The 15,567-nt window shown below is 58.2% G+C and carries 17 protein-coding genes; 8 read left to right on the plus strand and 9 right to left on the minus strand.

Going from position 1 to position 15,567, the window contains the following annotated elements:
• Positions 1–106: 106 nt before the first annotated feature.
• From QMX93_RS15970 to QMX93_RS15980, 3 genes are all read right to left on the minus strand, one after another.
• A complete protein-coding gene (locus QMX93_RS15970) occupies positions 107–787 on the minus strand; it encodes an SOS response-associated peptidase family protein (RefSeq protein ID WP_282356986.1) in 681 nt (226 codons plus the stop codon).
• Between the two features lie 47 nt (positions 788–834).
• Positions 835–1,677, minus strand: a complete 843-nt coding sequence (locus tag QMX93_RS15975) for an ABC transporter permease (RefSeq protein ID WP_282356988.1) — start codon at positions 1,675–1,677, stop codon at positions 835–837.
• A 61-nt stretch (positions 1,678–1,738) separates the two neighbouring features.
• Positions 1,739–2,725: an aliphatic sulfonate ABC transporter substrate-binding protein gene (locus tag QMX93_RS15980; RefSeq protein WP_282356990.1), complete on the minus strand. Its 987-nt coding sequence runs from the start codon at positions 2,723–2,725 to the stop codon at positions 1,739–1,741.
• A 296-nt stretch (positions 2,726–3,021) separates the two neighbouring features.
• On the opposite strand from QMX93_RS15980, the gene QMX93_RS15985 reads away from it, so the two are divergent.
• The 3 genes from QMX93_RS15985 to QMX93_RS15995 all read left to right on the plus strand — a co-directional run bounded on the left by QMX93_RS15985 (position 3,022) and on the right by QMX93_RS15995 (position 5,348).
• Complete coding sequence (locus QMX93_RS15985) at positions 3,022–3,969, plus strand: ABC transporter substrate-binding protein (RefSeq protein ID WP_212551312.1); 948 nt, start codon at positions 3,022–3,024, stop codon at positions 3,967–3,969.
• A gap of 131 nt (positions 3,970–4,100) precedes the next feature.
• The gene (locus QMX93_RS15990) at positions 4,101–5,000 is read left to right on the plus strand and encodes a polysaccharide deacetylase family protein (protein WP_282356992.1); all 900 of its coding nucleotides are present in this window, start codon (positions 4,101–4,103) and stop codon (positions 4,998–5,000) included.
• Between the two features lie 108 nt (positions 5,001–5,108).
• A complete protein-coding gene (locus tag QMX93_RS15995; protein WP_159814094.1) occupies positions 5,109–5,348 on the plus strand; it encodes a DUF1652 domain-containing protein in 240 nt (79 codons plus the stop codon).
• Between the two features lie 4 nt (positions 5,349–5,352).
• Here QMX93_RS15995 and QMX93_RS16000 read toward each other — a convergent pair whose 3' ends face one another.
• Positions 5,353–5,715, minus strand: a complete 363-nt coding sequence (locus QMX93_RS16000) for an NUDIX hydrolase (RefSeq protein ID WP_159814091.1) — start codon at positions 5,713–5,715, stop codon at positions 5,353–5,355.
• Between the two features lie 210 nt (positions 5,716–5,925).
• Here QMX93_RS16000 and QMX93_RS16005 point away from each other — a divergent pair, with 210 nt between their 5' ends.
• Positions 5,926–6,123, plus strand: coding sequence for a hypothetical protein (locus QMX93_RS16005; RefSeq protein WP_053121284.1), 198 nt, complete (start codon positions 5,926–5,928; stop codon positions 6,121–6,123).
• Between the two features lie 112 nt (positions 6,124–6,235).
• Here the strand turns inward: QMX93_RS16005 and QMX93_RS16010 are convergent, their stop codons facing one another.
• A complete protein-coding gene (locus tag QMX93_RS16010; protein ID WP_053121283.1) occupies positions 6,236–6,475 on the minus strand; it encodes a hypothetical protein in 240 nt (79 codons plus the stop codon).
• A 186-nt stretch (positions 6,476–6,661) separates the two neighbouring features.
• Here QMX93_RS16010 and QMX93_RS16015 point away from each other — a divergent pair, with 186 nt between their 5' ends.
• The gene (locus QMX93_RS16015; protein ID WP_053121280.1) at positions 6,662–6,997 is read left to right on the plus strand and encodes a hypothetical protein; all 336 of its coding nucleotides are present in this window, start codon (positions 6,662–6,664) and stop codon (positions 6,995–6,997) included.
• Between the two features lie 62 nt (positions 6,998–7,059).
• Here the strand turns inward: QMX93_RS16015 and QMX93_RS16020 are convergent, their stop codons facing one another.
• The gene (locus QMX93_RS16020; RefSeq protein ID WP_212544588.1) at positions 7,060–7,608 is read right to left on the minus strand and encodes an Rrf2 family transcriptional regulator; all 549 of its coding nucleotides are present in this window, start codon (positions 7,606–7,608) and stop codon (positions 7,060–7,062) included.
• 293 nt (positions 7,609–7,901) lie between these two features.
• Between QMX93_RS16020 and QMX93_RS16025 the strand changes: the two genes are divergently transcribed.
• Positions 7,902–9,107, plus strand: a complete 1,206-nt coding sequence (locus QMX93_RS16025) for an NAD(P)/FAD-dependent oxidoreductase (protein ID WP_282356995.1) — start codon at positions 7,902–7,904, stop codon at positions 9,105–9,107.
• A gap of 167 nt (positions 9,108–9,274) precedes the next feature.
• The gene (locus QMX93_RS16030) at positions 9,275–9,880 is read left to right on the plus strand and encodes a DUF6338 family protein (RefSeq protein ID WP_053121274.1); all 606 of its coding nucleotides are present in this window, start codon (positions 9,275–9,277) and stop codon (positions 9,878–9,880) included.
• Between the two features lie 279 nt (positions 9,881–10,159).
• Here the strand turns inward: QMX93_RS16030 and QMX93_RS16035 are convergent, their stop codons facing one another.
• The gene (locus QMX93_RS16035) at positions 10,160–11,044 is read right to left on the minus strand and encodes a LysR substrate-binding domain-containing protein (protein ID WP_282356996.1); all 885 of its coding nucleotides are present in this window, start codon (positions 11,042–11,044) and stop codon (positions 10,160–10,162) included.
• A gap of 158 nt (positions 11,045–11,202) precedes the next feature.
• On the opposite strand from QMX93_RS16035, the gene QMX93_RS16040 reads away from it, so the two are divergent.
• Positions 11,203–14,223 (plus strand): FAD-binding and (Fe-S)-binding domain-containing protein, encoded by a 3,021-nt coding sequence (locus QMX93_RS16040; protein ID WP_282356998.1) that lies wholly within the window; start codon positions 11,203–11,205, stop codon positions 14,221–14,223.
• Here the strand turns inward: QMX93_RS16040 and QMX93_RS16045 are convergent.
• Positions 14,156–14,845: a paraquat-inducible protein A gene (locus QMX93_RS16045; RefSeq protein WP_212551306.1), complete on the minus strand. Its 690-nt coding sequence runs from the start codon at positions 14,843–14,845 to the stop codon at positions 14,156–14,158. The genes QMX93_RS16040 and QMX93_RS16045 overlap by 68 nt on opposite strands.
• Positions 14,842–15,438, minus strand: a complete 597-nt coding sequence (locus QMX93_RS16050) for a paraquat-inducible protein A (protein ID WP_053121267.1) — start codon at positions 15,436–15,438, stop codon at positions 14,842–14,844. The genes QMX93_RS16045 and QMX93_RS16050 overlap by 4 nt, the downstream gene beginning before the upstream one ends.
• Between the last annotated feature and the right edge of the window lie 129 nt (positions 15,439–15,567).

The following is a 15,567-nucleotide window of genomic DNA, read 5'->3' on the forward strand; positions in this document are numbered from 1 at the left end:
CTGCCGAAGGCTGCGATCTTTTGATGTTGATTGTAAAAAACAAGATCAAAAGATCGCAGCCTTCGGCAGCTCCTACATTCGATAGACGTACGACGCTGAGGGATGTTTAGGGCTGCGGAATGATCAAGCTGGGCCCCTGATTGCGTACGTTACCCACCGCTTTGCCGACTTTGTGCCATTCGAATGCTTCACTGCTTTCCCCTTCGAACAGCAACATTTGCTCAGCGCGTTCAGCCGGTGTCGCTGGATCCAGCCATTCGCGCACTAAATCAGCGCGGAATACCACGGGGCGGCGATCGTGGATATCGATCATCCCGCCAGCACTGTCGGCGGTGATGATGACGAAACCATCGTCGTCCCGCGCCGGTTTTTCTGGTGTAGGAAATTGCCCGATGGCAGCACAGAAAACCGGCCCATGATCCGCCCGACGAATCAGCCAGGGTTGTCGGGTTTTATCCTCGGCATCGACCCACTCAAACCAGTTGTCGACCGGCACGATCAGGCGCTGTTTCCAGATGGCCCGGAAGAACGGCCCATGGGCGACTTTCTCGACCCGCGCATTGATCGGCGCGGCGCGATCCTTGGCCCAATGCGGACGCCAGCCCCAGCGCAGGGTACCGGCGTAAATCTGCTGTTCGTGTTGATGAAGAATCGCCAGCGACGTGGTCGGCGCCGCGTTGTAATGCGCCAGTGGGGCATCGCCGACATGATTGATCAATGCGTCGGGAATGCTCAGCACCGCGACAAAGTCATGGATGCCCCGGTACTGCGAGAGTCTTCCGCACATGGCTGAACCTCCGGTTGGACGCCTTCAGCTTAGATGCTAATAGTCATTCATTCCTTGGCGCCCTGACCGGTGAACGTGTCGCGCCAGTTCAGGCAGCGACGTTCGAGCGCTGCGAGCAAGCCATCGCTGAGTTTGCCGAGCAAGGCCAGCACGATGATCGCCGCCAGCACGATATCGGGACGCGAGGTTTCGCGGCCGTCACTGAGCAAATAACCCAGGCCTTTGGTTGCGGCGATCAGTTCGGCGGCGACGAGAAACATCCACGCCAGACTCATGCCGCTGCGCAGCCCGGTGAACAGGCCGGGCAGGGCGGCGGGCAACAGAATCCGCCGCACCAGTTGCAAGCGACTGAAACCGTAGATACGCCCGACTTCCACCAGTTTGCGGTCGATATTGCGGATCGCCGCGACTACGTTGACGTAGACCGGGAAGAACGCGCCGATGGCGATCAGGACGATTTTCGAGGTCTCGTCGATGCCCAGCCAAAGCAGCAAAAGCGGCACCCAGGCCAGACTCGGAATCGAACGCAACGCGGCGAACATCGGTTCCAGATACGCCTCGGCTTCGCGGCTCAAACCGACCCACGCCGCGAACACCAGCGCCAGGCTCGCACCAATGGCGAAACCCAGCAGCACACGAATCAGGCTGGCGCCGATGTGTTTCCACAGCGCACCTTCGGCAAGGTCGGTAAGCGTCACGGCGATCTCACTGGGCGCCGGCATCTGGTAGGACGGCAGCCAGCCGATGCGTACGATAATTTCCAGCACGACGATGATCAGCAACGGCAACGCGAGGCCTTTCAGACGGCGCTGCCATGCCGGGTTGAAAACGGATTTCGGCTGTCGCGACAGAGTAAGTGGCGCGGGCAGGTCTTTGCTGTGACTGGTCATGATCAGGGCTCCGCTCACGACGAATCCGCGACGAGCGCGGATTCGTGGTGAGTCTGGTCAGTTACTGGCGGGCGACGGCTTGCTGCACACCGCTGTCGAGCAATTGATCGATAACTTGATCGACATTGACGCCACGGCGCACCAGTTCTTCCGATACCAGAATCGGCGCGGCAGCCTTGGAGGCGCTGACGTCGTTGGCGGTCAGTTGCGGGCTGCTCAGGTCTGTGCGCGACAGTTGCAGTTTGGCCACGTCCAGCGGCAGGCCGGATTCTTTGGCGAGGAGGGCGGCGAATTCATCAGGATTTTTCAGCGACCATTCGCGCGCCTGCTCGTAGGCTTTGATCACGGTGTCGATGGTTTGCGGATGCTCCTTGGCGTACTGCTCGGTAACGCTGACCACGCCATAGCTATTAAAGGCAGGGTTGCGATAGAGCAAGCGCGAACCGGCCTGAACCTGGCTGGCGGCCATGTGCGGATCGAGGCCGGCCCAGGCGTCGACGTCGCCTTTTTCCAGTGCAGTGCGACCGTCCGGGTGTTGCAGGTGCACCAGTTCAACGTCGTCTTTTTTCAGCCCGGCCTGTTGCAGGCTGCGCAGGGTGAACAGGTAAGGATCGGTGCCTTTGGTGGCCGCGATTTTCTTGCCCTTGAGGTCGGCGACAGTCTGGTACGGCGAATCTTTGCGCACTACCAACGCTGTCCATTCGGCACGGCTGTAGACGTAAACGGATTTGATCGGGCTGCCGTTGGCGCGGCTCAGCACGGCGGCGAGGCTAGCGCTGGAAGCGAAATCGACGCCGCCACTGTTGAGGTATTCCAGTGAACGGTTGCTGCCTTGGCTGAGCACCCAACTGACTTTGGTTTGCGGCAGGGCTTTTTCGAGGAAGCCGAAATGTTTAAGCACTAGGCTGACTGGCGAGTAATAAGCGTAGTCGAGGTGCACTTCGGCCGGCGCGGTCTCGGCGGCGTGGGCGATCGGTTGCAGGCTCAGGAGAAGGGCGCTCGCAGCCAGCAGCGTTTTGATTCGAAAGAACGGAAAGAACGGTTTCATGGGGGAACGCTCCGGCAAAGGCACAGATTTCTTATGTCCAAAAAGATATTTTTAGCGAATGCTTCCTGCATGAATGGAATATTGCAGGCTCTGTGCCATATCCGATCTAGCCCGTGTTTATTGGGTTTTCCGCTGGTTTGCTCGTTTTTAACTGTTGCCTGGTGAACAGCATGCCGAGCCACTGTTGCGCTGTGAACAGTTGGAAACGACAGTGATGAGCTTATGCATTAATCGAATTTCAAAGCTGAATATTAAGAGCGTTATGGTCTATGCAAATCCCCTTTGCAGGACTTGCCATGAAGCTTTCCCGATTCCTACGCAGTGCGCTGACTGCGGCACTGTTTGCTTCACCACTTTCCTACGCGGCCGAGCCAGTCGTCCTGCATATCGGCGATCAGAATTACTACAACATCCGCGCCTCTATTGAAGCGTCCGGCGTGTTGAAAGACGCGCCGTATACGGTCGACTGGAAACATTTCCAGGCCGCCGCGCCGCTGGCTGAAGCCCTGCAAACCGGCTCGCTGGATCTGGGCTTTTTAGGTGATTCAGGCTTTCTATTTCTGGCAGCCAAGCAGGCGCCGGTAAAGCTGATCGGCGTGTCGCGGCAAAACCCCGACACCATTGCGTTGCTGGTACCGAAAGATTCCCCGGTGAAAACCATCGCTGATCTGAAGGGTAAAAAAGTCGCCTATTGGCCCGGTGCCTGGAGTCAGCAGTTGACCTTGCGCGCGCTGGAGCAGGGCGGTCTGCCGGAGAACTACGTCGACTTCGTCAAATTGATGCCGATAGATGCAGCCGCCGCGTTGCCGCAGGGCAGCATCGACGCGTTCCCGGTGTGGGAACCGTACATTTCCCAACAGATCGTGTTCTCCGGCGCGCGACCGATCCTGACCGCGAAAAACCTGATGCCGGGGCTCAGTGCCATCGCCGCGTCGACACCGTCGATCGACAGTAAACGTGAAGCCATCGCCGATTTCCTTGGACGTTTGAAACTGGCGCGGGCGTGGGTCGACAGTCATACCGATGAGTACGCCGACCTCTGGGCGAAGAAGGCCAATCTCGATCAACAGGTTTCGCGGCACTGGTTGCGCCAGGCGCACATGACGGTCGGCCCGGTTGATCAGCAGGCAGCGACGGATCTGCAAAGCACTGCGGACTTCCTGTTCAAGGTCAAGGCACTGCCGACGCCACTGGCCACCGCCGGCATTATCGACGCCTCGTTTCAGCAAGCGTTGGCGCACTGAGCAAGCGCCGGAACCAAACCCTGTGTACCTTATCCAACCTCGGCTCGCGGATCGGAGCGCAGGGATGGATAGGGGCGAGGGAGTTTTGCCAATCGACAACATGACGGCAGCGGTCGGGCTCAAGGCAAAACATGACATCGCTATTCAAAATATTCTGTGCGGCGGCCATCGCTTTCGGGCTGGCTGGCTGCATTGCCGCGCCCATCGAATTGACCGCGCAAACCGAAACACAGCTGAAAGCGCAGGCGCCGGTGCGTTTTTTGCTGACCTTCGATGATGGCCCCAGTGCTTCAAGTTTCTGGAATCCGTCGGCGACGGTGCTCGATAGCCTCAAGGACAACCCGATTCAGCCGGGCATCAAAGCGGTATTTTTCGTGCAGACCCGCGCGCCGAGGGCCGGTAACAGTGAGATCGGTCGCGGCATCATGCGTCGCGAACACGATGAAGGTCATATCCTCGCGTTCCACACCGCAACCCACTGGCACACCAATCACCGTTCACTGAGCCCGCAAGAACTTGAAGAATCGTTGAGCAATGGCGCAGCAGACATTGCCGCGATTACCGGCGCGCCACCGAAACTGCTGCGTCCGCCATTCTGGAACTATGACAAGCGCACTTTCGCCGCGTATCAGCAGCATGGCTTGCACGTGTTGTTGACCGATTTAAGCGCCAATGACGGCAAGATCTGGGGCTTCAATGCCAGCCCGAGGCGTCGTGCGAACATGCTGCGGCAGTTGTCGGAAGTGCGTGAGCAGATTGCGCACGGAGAGTTTCCGGTGGTGGACGGTGTGATTCCGGTGGTGGTGACTTTCCATGATCTGAACCGCTACACCGCTCGGCATACGCGCGAATATCTGCAGATCCTGCTCGACAGTGCGGCGGCGACAGGCGTGCCACTGGCGGATCAGCCGTTTTATGTGGATCACGCAGCACTGGAAAAAGCCGCGCTGGCACGCACGGTTCAGCAAAGTTCTCAGCCGGTGCATTTGCCGGGGATCTGGAACTGGATCTGGGATCGTGATGCTGATTAAAGTCGCCTGAAAAATGTGAGGGAGTTGGCATTTTTCGGGGCGGCGGATTTCAAAACGCTCATCTATGCTCTACGGGTCGACCGACTCATCGCCTGCGAGGCGTGCCCCATGCTTGCCATTACGGACATTTGCCGCATTGTCGAATCCGGGTTTCCGGGGTTCACATGCAACTGCATTTCGACGCAGGGACTGCTACAGATCAAGGTGAGTGAGCCGGCCAGCGGCGACATCAAGTTGCAGCTCAATGGCGTTTCCCCGGAACACCTCGTCACCATCCGTGACATTTCCAACTTCATCGGTGAATTGCGCACGGAAATAAGCGCCGGGCGCCGGGCATTCGCCGGTTAAGCCGTCATAAGCGCCGCTGAAACGCCTGAACGATGCGCAACGTCGCATCGCTGGTTTTCAGGTTGTGCACTGCGTTCAGCGGATGCCACATGCAATCGCTGATTTCATTCTGTGGACGTACTTCCTCAATGTTCAGCACCGAGGCCTCGTAGACGTGATGTTGCGTGCGGCCGCTCTGTAACTCCATCAAGTACAAAACGTCTTCGGCTTCCAGCCCGGTTTCTTCATGCAATTCGCGCACAGCCGCAGCGGCTTTGGTTTCCCCAGGCTCGACTTTGCCGCCGGGCAATGTCCAGCAACATCTGGGCTTGCGTACCAGGAGGATATGGCGATCCTGCTCGCAAATGACGGTGGCGCGTACTTTCATCTGTTACCTGTTTACCGGTTGTCACAAAAACGAAATAAAACTGCAATATTCGAGCCGGGCCTTTGTTTAAAGGTTCCCTGTGGATGTTGAGTATTGTTCTGCATCGAAAGTGCCTGATCATTGGCTGCCGGGCGGTCGGCCACTCCAGTAAATCAGGGTGTAAGGTTAAAAGCGTGAAGCTGAATAACCGTGTTGCAAAAGGAGGTACCCATGAGCATGCCCATGTTGAACAAGATGCACATGAACGGCTATGACGTACTCAGCGTGAACAACGGCCCTTGGCGGGTTTGCACGCAAGGTGATCGACTGGCGTCATTTGCCAGCAGAGAGGAGGCGCTGGCGTATGCCGCAGCACTTCCTGGCTACAGAAAACGCTCGGTGAAAGCGCAAAGTCACAACGTTAGCTGAATTATGGCGAGGGAGTTTGCTCCCGCTGGACTGCGTAGCAGAACCTGCTTTCAGGATAAAGAGCGAGGGCCGCTTCGCGACCCAGCGGGAGCAAGCTCCCTCGCCACAAGTGTCAGTGGACTTTGGTTCGGCTGATTGCGCGTGCCTTCACTTCCTTGGCATAAAGTTGCAGCCGCTCTTCGTCACTTTGCAGCACTTCGCAAGAGCGCAGCACCGTTTGCGCGTCAGCCTCGTTGCCCGATTTGCGCAATTGTTCGGCAATGCGTTTGAGGTCGACCGCTGACCATCTCAGATCCGATGCGACGGCTTGCAGGTCGCGTTGAAGTTCGTGTTCGTATTCATTGAGCCGCATGATCACCTCCAGAACATTCTCGGTAAAAAAGAGTAGTCGCATTTTCGCCGGTGGGGCGGAGCGATGCTGTCATTAAGCTGAGCGGTTGTGAAAATTTGTCGAAAGCGCATCAACGGCGCAATGCCACGATGGATGTGTAACCAGTTACACGTTACATTCGCTTTTTTTCAGATTAGAGAAGCACCCATGCGGATATGGATCGGAAGTTTGACGTTGGCGGTATTGGCAGGTTGCTCCTTGCCGGCGTCACTGGTTCCGGGTGAACCCAATCTCAGCAAGACCAGCGAAAAAACGCCCAAAGACTACGCCGCGTGCATTTTGCCGCTGTGGCAGCAGGACGTTTCCAAGACATCGCAAACGTCGATTTCCAACGGTTATCGCATCACCGCGCCGAGCATCATCACGGCCGACGAGATTCTCGATATCGTCAAATACAAGGACGGCAGCCGCGTTTCGCTGTACCAGGGGCCGCCCTGGGCCAAGTCCGGCTCGTTGCGCAAATCGGTGCGTGACTGCCTGTAACGGCATTTTTGGATGAAAAAAAAGCAGAAACCTCGGTTTCTGCTTTTTTATTGGGCGCTTGGTCAGTCAGTAATGTCGGTCAGCGCGATGGTGCCGACATTGCCTTTCTTCTCTCGGCGATCCTGAATCCAGTCTTCCACTTGCTGGCCGAATTCCGCCGGGGCCTTGCGCCCGACTTTTCTCGCGATATCGAGAATGGTTTGCTGGGCGAGGGCTTCTTCCATGCGCTTTTGCGCGGTCATCATCGCGCCGTGAATCGAGCAGGTTCCTTCGATGGCCCACTCCGGCGGATTGCCTTCAAACAGGGCGCAACGCCCCCGGATGTCGCGGCATTCGAAAATATTTTTGCGTCCATCGATGGCGTTGACGATGTCGAGCAGGGTGATTTCGTCCGCCGGTCGCGCCAGGCTGAACCCACCACGCACGCCTTCACTTGCCACCACCAATTTGCCTTTGGCCAGTTTGGTAAAAATCTTCGCCAGATATTCGACTGGCACGCCTTGCAACTCGGCGAGGTCGCGCACGCTGGCTTCGCGAGAGTCGCCACCGTTACCCACCAGAAATGCCAGGCAATGAATGCCGTATTCAACGCCTGCGCTGTAAAGAGACATTTTTATCTCCGACTTAAGTTGTCGTAAATATTATCAGCCTGAGGTCGGCTCGGCAATCTGTCTGCTTGGACTGATTTTGTTCTTTATGTGCTTGAAAGCAAGAATAATGGCTGTTTTTGGCGGATTCTTATCATTCTGCTTGATCAGATTATTCGATAAAAACAATCGAATAATCTGACTTGTTGGTTTTATATCCGACCAATACAGTCGGAGCTATCGGAGTGGCGACGACGGGCCTCCGGCGAAATTCGTTTCACCTCTTTCAACGGCTTGGCTTTTTCTGGAGAAACACAATGAAGCAGCAGATTCTGGTTATCGGCGCAGGTTTTGGTGGTATGTGGTCGGCATTGAGCGCGACACGTCTGGTCGATCTGCATGGACGTGATGATGTTGAAATCAGCGTTCTGGCCCCACAAGCCGAGCTGCGTGTACGTCCGCGTTTCTACGAACCGAATGCTCATCAACTGGCGGCACCGCTGGGTGAACTGTTCGAAGCAGTGGGCGTTCACTTCATCAAAGGCGCAGCGGATACCATCGATGTCCCGGCAAAAACCGTTGGCTACACCGATACGGCCGGGCAGCAACAAGTCTTCCACTTCGACAAACTGGTGCTGGCTTCCGGCAGCGGTCTGGCGCAATCGGCCACACCGGGTGTGGTGCAACATGCGTTTGACGTTGACCAGATCGAAGCGGCGATGCGTCTGGAAACCCATTTGAAATCCCTCAGAGACCAACCGTCGAGCAAGGCGCGCAACACCGTGGTGGTCGCGGGCGGTGGATTCACCGGCATTGAAACCGCGACTGAAATGCCAGGGCGTCTACGCGAGATTCTCGGCGAGGAAACCGATATCAACGTGATCATCGTTGATCGCGGGCAGAAGATCGGCGCGGCAATGGGTGAAGAAATCAGCCATTCCATCCTTGAGGCGAGTGAAGAGCTGGGCGTTGAATGGTGTCTGGGTGTCTCGGTGCAGTCGGTCGATGCCAATGGCGTGACGCTGTCGGACGGTCAACACATCGAAGCAAAAACCGTGGTCTGGACGACCGGCGTGCGCGCCAGTTCGTTGACCGAGCAGATCCCTGCCGAACGCGATAAACAAGGTCGCCTGCACGTTGATGCGAACCTGAAAGTCATCGGTCAGGACGATATTTTTGCCACCGGCGATGTCGCCTACGCCGCCACCGACCACCTCGGTAATTTCGCGCTGATGACCTGCCAGCACGCGATTTCATTGGGTCGTCATGCTGGCAACAATGTCGCTGCGCAGATTCTCGGTATCGACCCAACGCCGTATAGCCAGCCGAAATACGTGACCTGTCTGGATCTCGGCGCCTGGGGCGCGGTGTACACCGAAGGCTGGAATCGTCAGGTGAAACTGGTCAAACAGGAAGGCAAAACCCTGAAGACGCAGATCAACACCCAGTGGATTTATCCGCCAGCGGCTGATCGTGTGAGTGCGCTGGCGGCGGCGGATCCGATGATTCCTGTGGTTGCGTAATTCTGAGCCTGTAAAAAATCCCGCTTACAAAAGCGGGATTTTTTTGCCTGCCGCAAAAGCGCGCAACGAGATGTGACAGTTGGGGGTGGGCGTATTTTCTGCGTCGACTAGGCTTTGGATCGCGGGGCTATGAATGGGCCTGCATGTCTTTCAAGGAGCCTCGGATCATGGATGATCTGGTCAAAGAAGTTATTCCGTTGTTGCAGTATTTGATCCCCGGATTCCTGTCAGCGTGGATTTTCTACTCGCTGACGGCGTTCAAGCGTCCGGATACGTTCGGACAGATTGTGCAGGCGCTGATTTTTACTTTTGTGATTCAAGGGGCTGTGTTGGGGGTTGGATCTGTCTGTTTATGGGTTGGCGCGAAGGGATTTTCTGTAGGGCAATGGGATGCGAGGGCTGAGACGGTGTGGGCTTTTGTCGTGTCGATAACCTTGGGGTTGCTTTCCTGTTATCTGGCAACCAATGACCAATTACACAGTTGGCTGCGCAGTAGAAACGTCACGAAACAAACTTCCTACCCCAGTGAATGGTTCAGCATTTTTGCCCAGCACCATCGCCTTGTCACCCTGCACCTGACCGATGAAAGGCGCGTTTTTGGCTGGCCGGTGGAGTGGCCGCCGGAATCCAATAGCGGCCAGTTTGTGATGCAAAACCCCTGTTGGCTGGACGCCGATGGAACAGAGGTGCCTTTTGGCGCCGAGTATTTGCTGATAGATTCCGGCAAGGTCAAGTGGGTCGAGTTCGGCCCGAAATTGGAGAGTTCGCTATGACAGCCAGAGCACCGCAACCAATGCCAGAGTGGGTGGCGCGTCGTTATACAAAGGATGGCAAGCCGGTGGCGAATGCGCTGCCCAAGGCGCCTAGTGGCCCGCCGCCGCTGAAGGGGTGACATTCCACTGGCCAATAGCGGTCATGCCGCGAATTGTAGGTTGTCCGGACTGACCTCTTCGCGAGCAAGCTCGGCTCCTACAATGAAATTGTGAGCGCCGCTTACCTCTTGTAGGAGCTGAGCTTGCTCGCGAAGGCGGACTCACTGACAACACATCATCTCAAAGTGTCTCCACCAACCAATCCCGAAACGCCTTCAGCGACGGCAACGTCTCATTACGCGGCGGATACACCAGGTAATAGCTGCGCCGACTGGTAATTGGCTCACCCAGCTGCAGCAATTCACCCTTCAACAGTTCCTCTTCCACCAGAATCCGCGGCACCAGCCCTACGCCGATATTCGCTCGCACCGCCTGAATCAAATGCGAGGTCATTTCAAAACTAGGGCCAATGCGCATGCTGCGGTGCGGCAGGCTGCGATGGCTGAACCATTCCGTCCAGGCCTGTGCATTACTGCTGACATTTAACAGCAGTTGCCCGGCGATGTGCGCTTCGGCGTCATCGCGCTCGGCCGCCGATAACTGCGCACTGGCGATCACCACCAGTTCTTCGGTATGCAGGGGCAGGGCGGTCAAGCCCGGCCACTCCCCGCCACCCACACAAATCGCGGCGTCGATTTCGCTGGTATCAAAGTCGATCGCTTCGATGCGCGAATGCAAATGCACGGTCATCCCCGGGTGCGCGGTGTAGAAATCCTTGAGTCGTGGCAACAGCCATTTCGAGCCAAACGTCGGCAACGTCGCCAGGCGCAAACTGTGAATGCCCGAACCGAACGCCATCGCCTGCAACGTCGCGCTGCGAATCTGTCCGAGTGCCTCCGAGAGTTCACGCTGATACATGCGCCCGACATCGGTCAGCACCACTTTGCGGCCCTCGCGGCTGAACAGGCGCATGCCGAGCATCTTCTCAAGAATCTGCACCTGACGGCTGACCGCACTCTGTGTCAGCGACAGCTCATGGGCGGCGCGGGTGTAGCTTTCGTGGCGCGCTGCTGCCTCGAAGGCCAGCAATAACGACATGGAAGGGGTGAGCGTGCGCGGATTCATTCGTAAAAGTCATCAATAGCGGGTCGAATTTACGGTTGTCCCAGCGTCGGTCAGCAATGAACATGGGCACCATTAGATGGCGGAGCCTGACGCAATCATTCGTTGCGTACAACTGTTCACCGCCACATAGCCTGATTTTGACCGAGATAACCTGACCGATGATTGCCCAGCTGTCCCCCGCCAAAGCCCTGACCACTGATTATCAGCAGTTCCTCAAAGCCCTGAAGGCCAGCGGCTTTCGTGGGGAAATTAGCGCCGATTACGCCAGCCGCGTGGTGTTGGCGACCGATAACTCGATCTATCAGCGTCTGCCGCAAGCGGCGGTATTCCCGATGGATGCCGAGGATGTGGCGCGAGTCGCACGACTGATTGCCGAACCGGCGTTTCAGCAAGTGGTGATCACCCCGCGTGGCGGCGGCACCGGCACCAACGGCCAATCGCTGACCGATGGCATCGTCGTCGACCTGTCGCGGCACATGAACCGTATTCTGGAAATCAACGTTGAGCAGCGCTGGGTGCGCGTGCAGGCCGGTGTGGTCAAGGATCAACTCAACGCTGCGCTGAAATCCGCCGGGCTGTTTTTCGCGCCGGAATTGTCGACCTCCAACCGCGCCACCGTCGGCGGCATGATCAACACCGACGCCAGCGGCCAGGGCAGTTGCACCTACGGCAAGACCCGCGATCATGTGCTTGAACTCGACATGATCTTGCGTGGTGGCGAACGCCTGCACGGCCAGCCGCTAGAAGAGAACGAACTTTCAGACCTGTGCGCCAGGGAAGATCGCGTCGGTGAAGTCTATCGCTGTGCGCGGCAGATCATAGATGAACAGGGCGATCTGATCCGGGAAGGCTTTCCCGATCTCAATCGCTGCCTGACCGGTTACGACCTCGCGCACCTGCGTGAGGCGGACAACCGTTTCAACCTCAACAGCGTGCTCTGCGGCGCGGAAGGCTCGCTGGGTTTTGTCGTTGAGGCGCGGCTCAATGTGCTGCCGATTCCCAAGCACACGATGCTGGTCAACATCCGCTACGCCGGGTTCATGGACGCGCTGCGCGATGCCCGTGCACTGATGGCGCTCAAGCCGTTGTCGATCGAAACGGTCGACTCGAAAGTTCTGCTGCTGGCGATGCAGGACATCGTCTGGCACGGCGTCGCTGAATACTTTCCTGAAAGCGCTGAGCGGCCGACGCTGGGGATCAACCTCGTCGAGTTCTGCGGCGACGATCCCGAAGACCTGCAGCAGCGGGTTGAAAGCTTTATCGAACACTTGACCAGCGACCAGACTGTGGTGCGCTTGGGCCACACGCTGGCGGTCGGTCAGGCCGCAGTCAATAAGGTTTACGGCATGCGCAAACGCGCGGTCGGCCTGCTCGGCAACGTTGCCGGGGAAGCGCGGCCGCAGCCGTTTGTCGAGGACACCGCTGTGCCGCCGCAACACCTGGCCGAGTACATCGCCGAGTTGCGCGACCTGCTCGACAGCCACGGTTTGCAGTACGGCATGTTCGGTCACGTCGACGCCGGCGTACTGCACGTGCGGCCAATTCTCGACATGAAGGATCCGCAGCAGGCGGCGCTGGTGCGCCCGGTGTCCGATGGCGTCGCGGCGTTGACCCAGCGTTACGGCGGTCTGCTGTGGGGCGAACACGGCAAAGGTCTGCGCTCGGAATACGCCCCGGCGTTTTTCGGCGAGTTGTACCCGGCGCTGCAAGCCCTGAAAGCGGCGTTCGATCCGTTCAACCAGTTCAACCCCGGCAAGATCGCCACCCCGGCCAACAGCGGCGCGGCGTTGCTGAAAATCGACGAAGTCACCCTGCGCGGTGAACTCGATCGGCAGATCGACGAGAAAGTCTGGCAAAGCTACGGCGCGGCCATGCATTGCAACGGCAACGGCGCCTGCTACAACTTCGATCCCGATGACGCGATGTGCCCTTCGTGGAAAGCCACCCGCGAGCGTTCGCAGTCGCCCAAGGGGCGCGCTTCACTGGTGCGTGAGTGGCTGCGTTTGCAGGGCGAGGCCGGTGTCGATGTACTCTCTGACGCGATTCGCAAACCGGCGTTTTTCAGCACACTGTGGCAGCGCTGGCGCAACACCTGTGCGCAATCCGAAGATTTCTCCCACGAGGTCTACGACGCCATGGCCGGTTGTCTGGCGTGCAAATCCTGCGCGGGACAGTGCCCGGTGAAGGTCAATGTGCCGGAGTTTCGTTCGCGGTTTCTCGAGCTGTATCACAGCCGTTATCTGCGCCCGGCGCGGGATTATCTGATTGCTTCGCTGGAGTACAGCATTCCGTACATGGCGCGGATTCCGGCGTTGTACAACGGTTTGATGGGCGCTGCGTGGGTGCGCGGCTTGCTGGAGCGTGTCGGAGGCATGGTCGATGTGCCGTTGCTCAGCCGTTTTGATTTCCATGCGGCGATGCGCCGTTGGCAGGTGTTGCCAGCGACGGTGGACAACCTGTCAGCGCTGACTCAGGCACAACGTGAACGCAGTGTGGTGTTGGTGCAGGACGCGTTTACGCGCTACTTCGAGGCGCCGTTGTTGGCGGATCTGGTCGAGTTGATTTCGCGTCTCGGTTATCAGGTTTATCTGGCGCCGTTCAGTGCCAACGGCAAGCCGCTGCACGTGCAGGGTTTCCTGTCGGCGTTTAATCGCGCGGCATTGCGCAATGCCCGCCAGCTCGGTGAGTTGGCGCAAATCGGCGTGCCGCTGGTGGGACTTGATCCGGCGATGACTCTGGTCTATCGCCAGGAATACCTGAAGGTGCCCGGCATGCAGGACTGCCCCGAAGTGGCGCTGATGCAGGAATGGTTGCTCAAGGTCATGCCCGAGCAAAAGAAGCGTACCGAAGCGTTCCGCTTACTGGCGCATTGCACCGAGAAAACCAACGCCCCGGCCGCCACCCGTCAGTGGGAGCAAGTGTTCGAACGGGCGGGATTGCAACTGGCGACGCAGGCCACCGGCTGCTGCGGGATGTCCGGCACCTACGGTCACGAAGCGCGCAACCGCGAAACGTCGGCGGTGATTTACGAGCAATCATGGGCGCGTCAGGTCGAGGCGCCGGTGGAGCAGGGCGAGGCGCTGGCCACCGGTTATTCGTGCCGCAGTCAGGTCAAGCGCCAGTCGGATCGGGCACTGCGCCATCCGTTGCAGGTGTTGCTGCAGGTTCTGCGCGGTTGAGGTCTGCGTCGTCCGGGGCGTTACGCCAGATCATGCGCGGGTCGAAACTCATCGCCGCGAGCATGGTGAAGACCACGACCAGGCCGAAAAACAGAATGCCCGGTCGTGGTTCGATGTCACCGAGTGCCTGAAACTTCACCAGCGCCGCGACCAATGCCACGACCAAAACGTCGAGCATCGACCAATAGCCGATCAGCTCGACGAAACGGTACAGCTTCGAACGTTCCTTGCGCGCCCAGTCGCTGTCGCGTTGCACGGTGACAAGGAGCAAAGTCAGGGCGACGAATTTGATCCCCGGCACGGCAATACTAGCGATGAAAATGATCAGCGCGATGTCCCAGGCACCGGCCTCCCAGAACTCCAACACGCCGCTCATGATCGTGCTGTCGGCGCCGTTGCCGAGCATGGTGGTGTTCATCACCGGCAGCAAATTGGCCGGGACATAGAACGCCAACGCCGCGAGCATGTAAGCCCAGGTGCGCGCCATTGAATTGGTTTTGCGCCGATGCAACGGGGCGTCGCAACGCGGGCACTCGTGCGGCTCGTCGGTCATGTCGCAGGCCAGCCCACAGCTGTGGCACAGGCACAGATTGAGTTCGGTGGCGGTCGGTGGTCGCTTCATAGAATGTCCCAGAGATCGCGAATGTCGCGGCCGGCAATACGGATCATCATCAGGCTCAGCGCGGCGAGTGCGAACAGGCCGATGCCGGGCAACACGTCAAGCAATCCGGCGAGTTTGAACACCGCGACCATTGCGCCCAACAGGCAGACTTCGAGCATGCTCCACGGGCGCAGCGTTTCCAGCCAGCGCATGCAGACTTTGAAGCCCGGCGCACGTTGCGAGCGCATCGCGTAACTGAGCACCCAGACCAGCAGCACCAGTTGAAACGCCGGGGCGATGATGATGGCAATCGCCGCGACCATCGCGATGAAAGTGATGGGGCCCTGACTCAGCGCGAGCACCGAATCCCACAGCGTCGCGCTGTTTTTCAGGCCTTGCAGGCTGATGCTCATGACCGGGTAGAAATTGGCGAACAACCACAGCATTGCGGCGGTGAAGGTCAGCGCCAGACGCTGCTCAACGCTCAGACCATTGAAGCGCTGCAGCACACCGCCGCAACGCACGCAGAGGGTTTTCTGGTGTTTGGCGAGCGCGACTTTTTCATACACACAGTCGCAATGCTCGCAGATGATCAGGGTTTCGGGGTTGACCATGGACAACGCTCGACAGCAGGCCGCAAGGGCAGGAAGACCTGATCACTATAGAAGTTCAGCGACATTGGGCAAGCATTGGTTTATCGGCGGGCGCTATCCAAGGGCTTCAATCTCTCAAACGCCCAAAAA

The sequence above is a fragment of the Pseudomonas sp. PS01303 genome (assembly GCF_029959385.1).
Classification (GTDB): Bacteria; Pseudomonadota; Gammaproteobacteria; order Pseudomonadales; family Pseudomonadaceae; genus Aquipseudomonas; species Aquipseudomonas rustica.

Coding starts and splice junctions, on each gene's coding strand:
- QMX93_RS16050 (WP_053121267.1), bottom strand. CDS start 15,438: ATGGTCAACCCCGAAACCCTGATCATCTGCGAGCATTGCGACTGTGTG.
- QMX93_RS16010 (WP_053121283.1), bottom strand. CDS start 6,475: ATGCGGCTCAATGAATACGAACACGAACTTCAACGCGACCTGCAAGCC.
- QMX93_RS16005 (WP_053121284.1), top strand. CDS start 5,926: ATGAGCATGCCCATGTTGAACAAGATGCACATGAACGGCTATGACGTA.
- QMX93_RS16030 (WP_053121274.1), top strand. CDS start 9,275: ATGGATGATCTGGTCAAAGAAGTTATTCCGTTGTTGCAGTATTTGATC.
- QMX93_RS16025 (WP_282356995.1), top strand. CDS start 7,902: ATGAAGCAGCAGATTCTGGTTATCGGCGCAGGTTTTGGTGGTATGTGG.
- QMX93_RS16000 (WP_159814091.1), bottom strand. CDS start 5,715: ATGAAAGTACGCGCCACCGTCATTTGCGAGCAGGATCGCCATATCCTC.
- QMX93_RS15990 (WP_282356992.1), top strand. CDS start 4,101: ATGACATCGCTATTCAAAATATTCTGTGCGGCGGCCATCGCTTTCGGG.
- QMX93_RS15975 (WP_282356988.1), bottom strand. CDS start 1,677: ATGACCAGTCACAGCAAAGACCTGCCCGCGCCACTTACTCTGTCGCGA.
- QMX93_RS15980 (WP_282356990.1), bottom strand. CDS start 2,725: ATGAAACCGTTCTTTCCGTTCTTTCGAATCAAAACGCTGCTGGCTGCG.
- QMX93_RS15995 (WP_159814094.1), top strand. CDS start 5,109: ATGCTTGCCATTACGGACATTTGCCGCATTGTCGAATCCGGGTTTCCG.
- QMX93_RS15970 (WP_282356986.1), bottom strand. CDS start 787: ATGTGCGGAAGACTCTCGCAGTACCGGGGCATCCATGACTTTGTCGCG.
- QMX93_RS16020 (WP_212544588.1), bottom strand. CDS start 7,608: ATGTCTCTTTACAGCGCAGGCGTTGAATACGGCATTCATTGCCTGGCA.
- QMX93_RS16015 (WP_053121280.1), top strand. CDS start 6,662: ATGCGGATATGGATCGGAAGTTTGACGTTGGCGGTATTGGCAGGTTGC.
- QMX93_RS16040 (WP_282356998.1), top strand. CDS start 11,203: ATGATTGCCCAGCTGTCCCCCGCCAAAGCCCTGACCACTGATTATCAG.
- QMX93_RS16045 (WP_212551306.1), bottom strand. CDS start 14,845: ATGAAGCGACCACCGACCGCCACCGAACTCAATCTGTGCCTGTGCCAC.
- QMX93_RS16035 (WP_282356996.1), bottom strand. CDS start 11,044: ATGAATCCGCGCACGCTCACCCCTTCCATGTCGTTATTGCTGGCCTTC.
- QMX93_RS15985 (WP_212551312.1), top strand. CDS start 3,022: ATGAAGCTTTCCCGATTCCTACGCAGTGCGCTGACTGCGGCACTGTTT.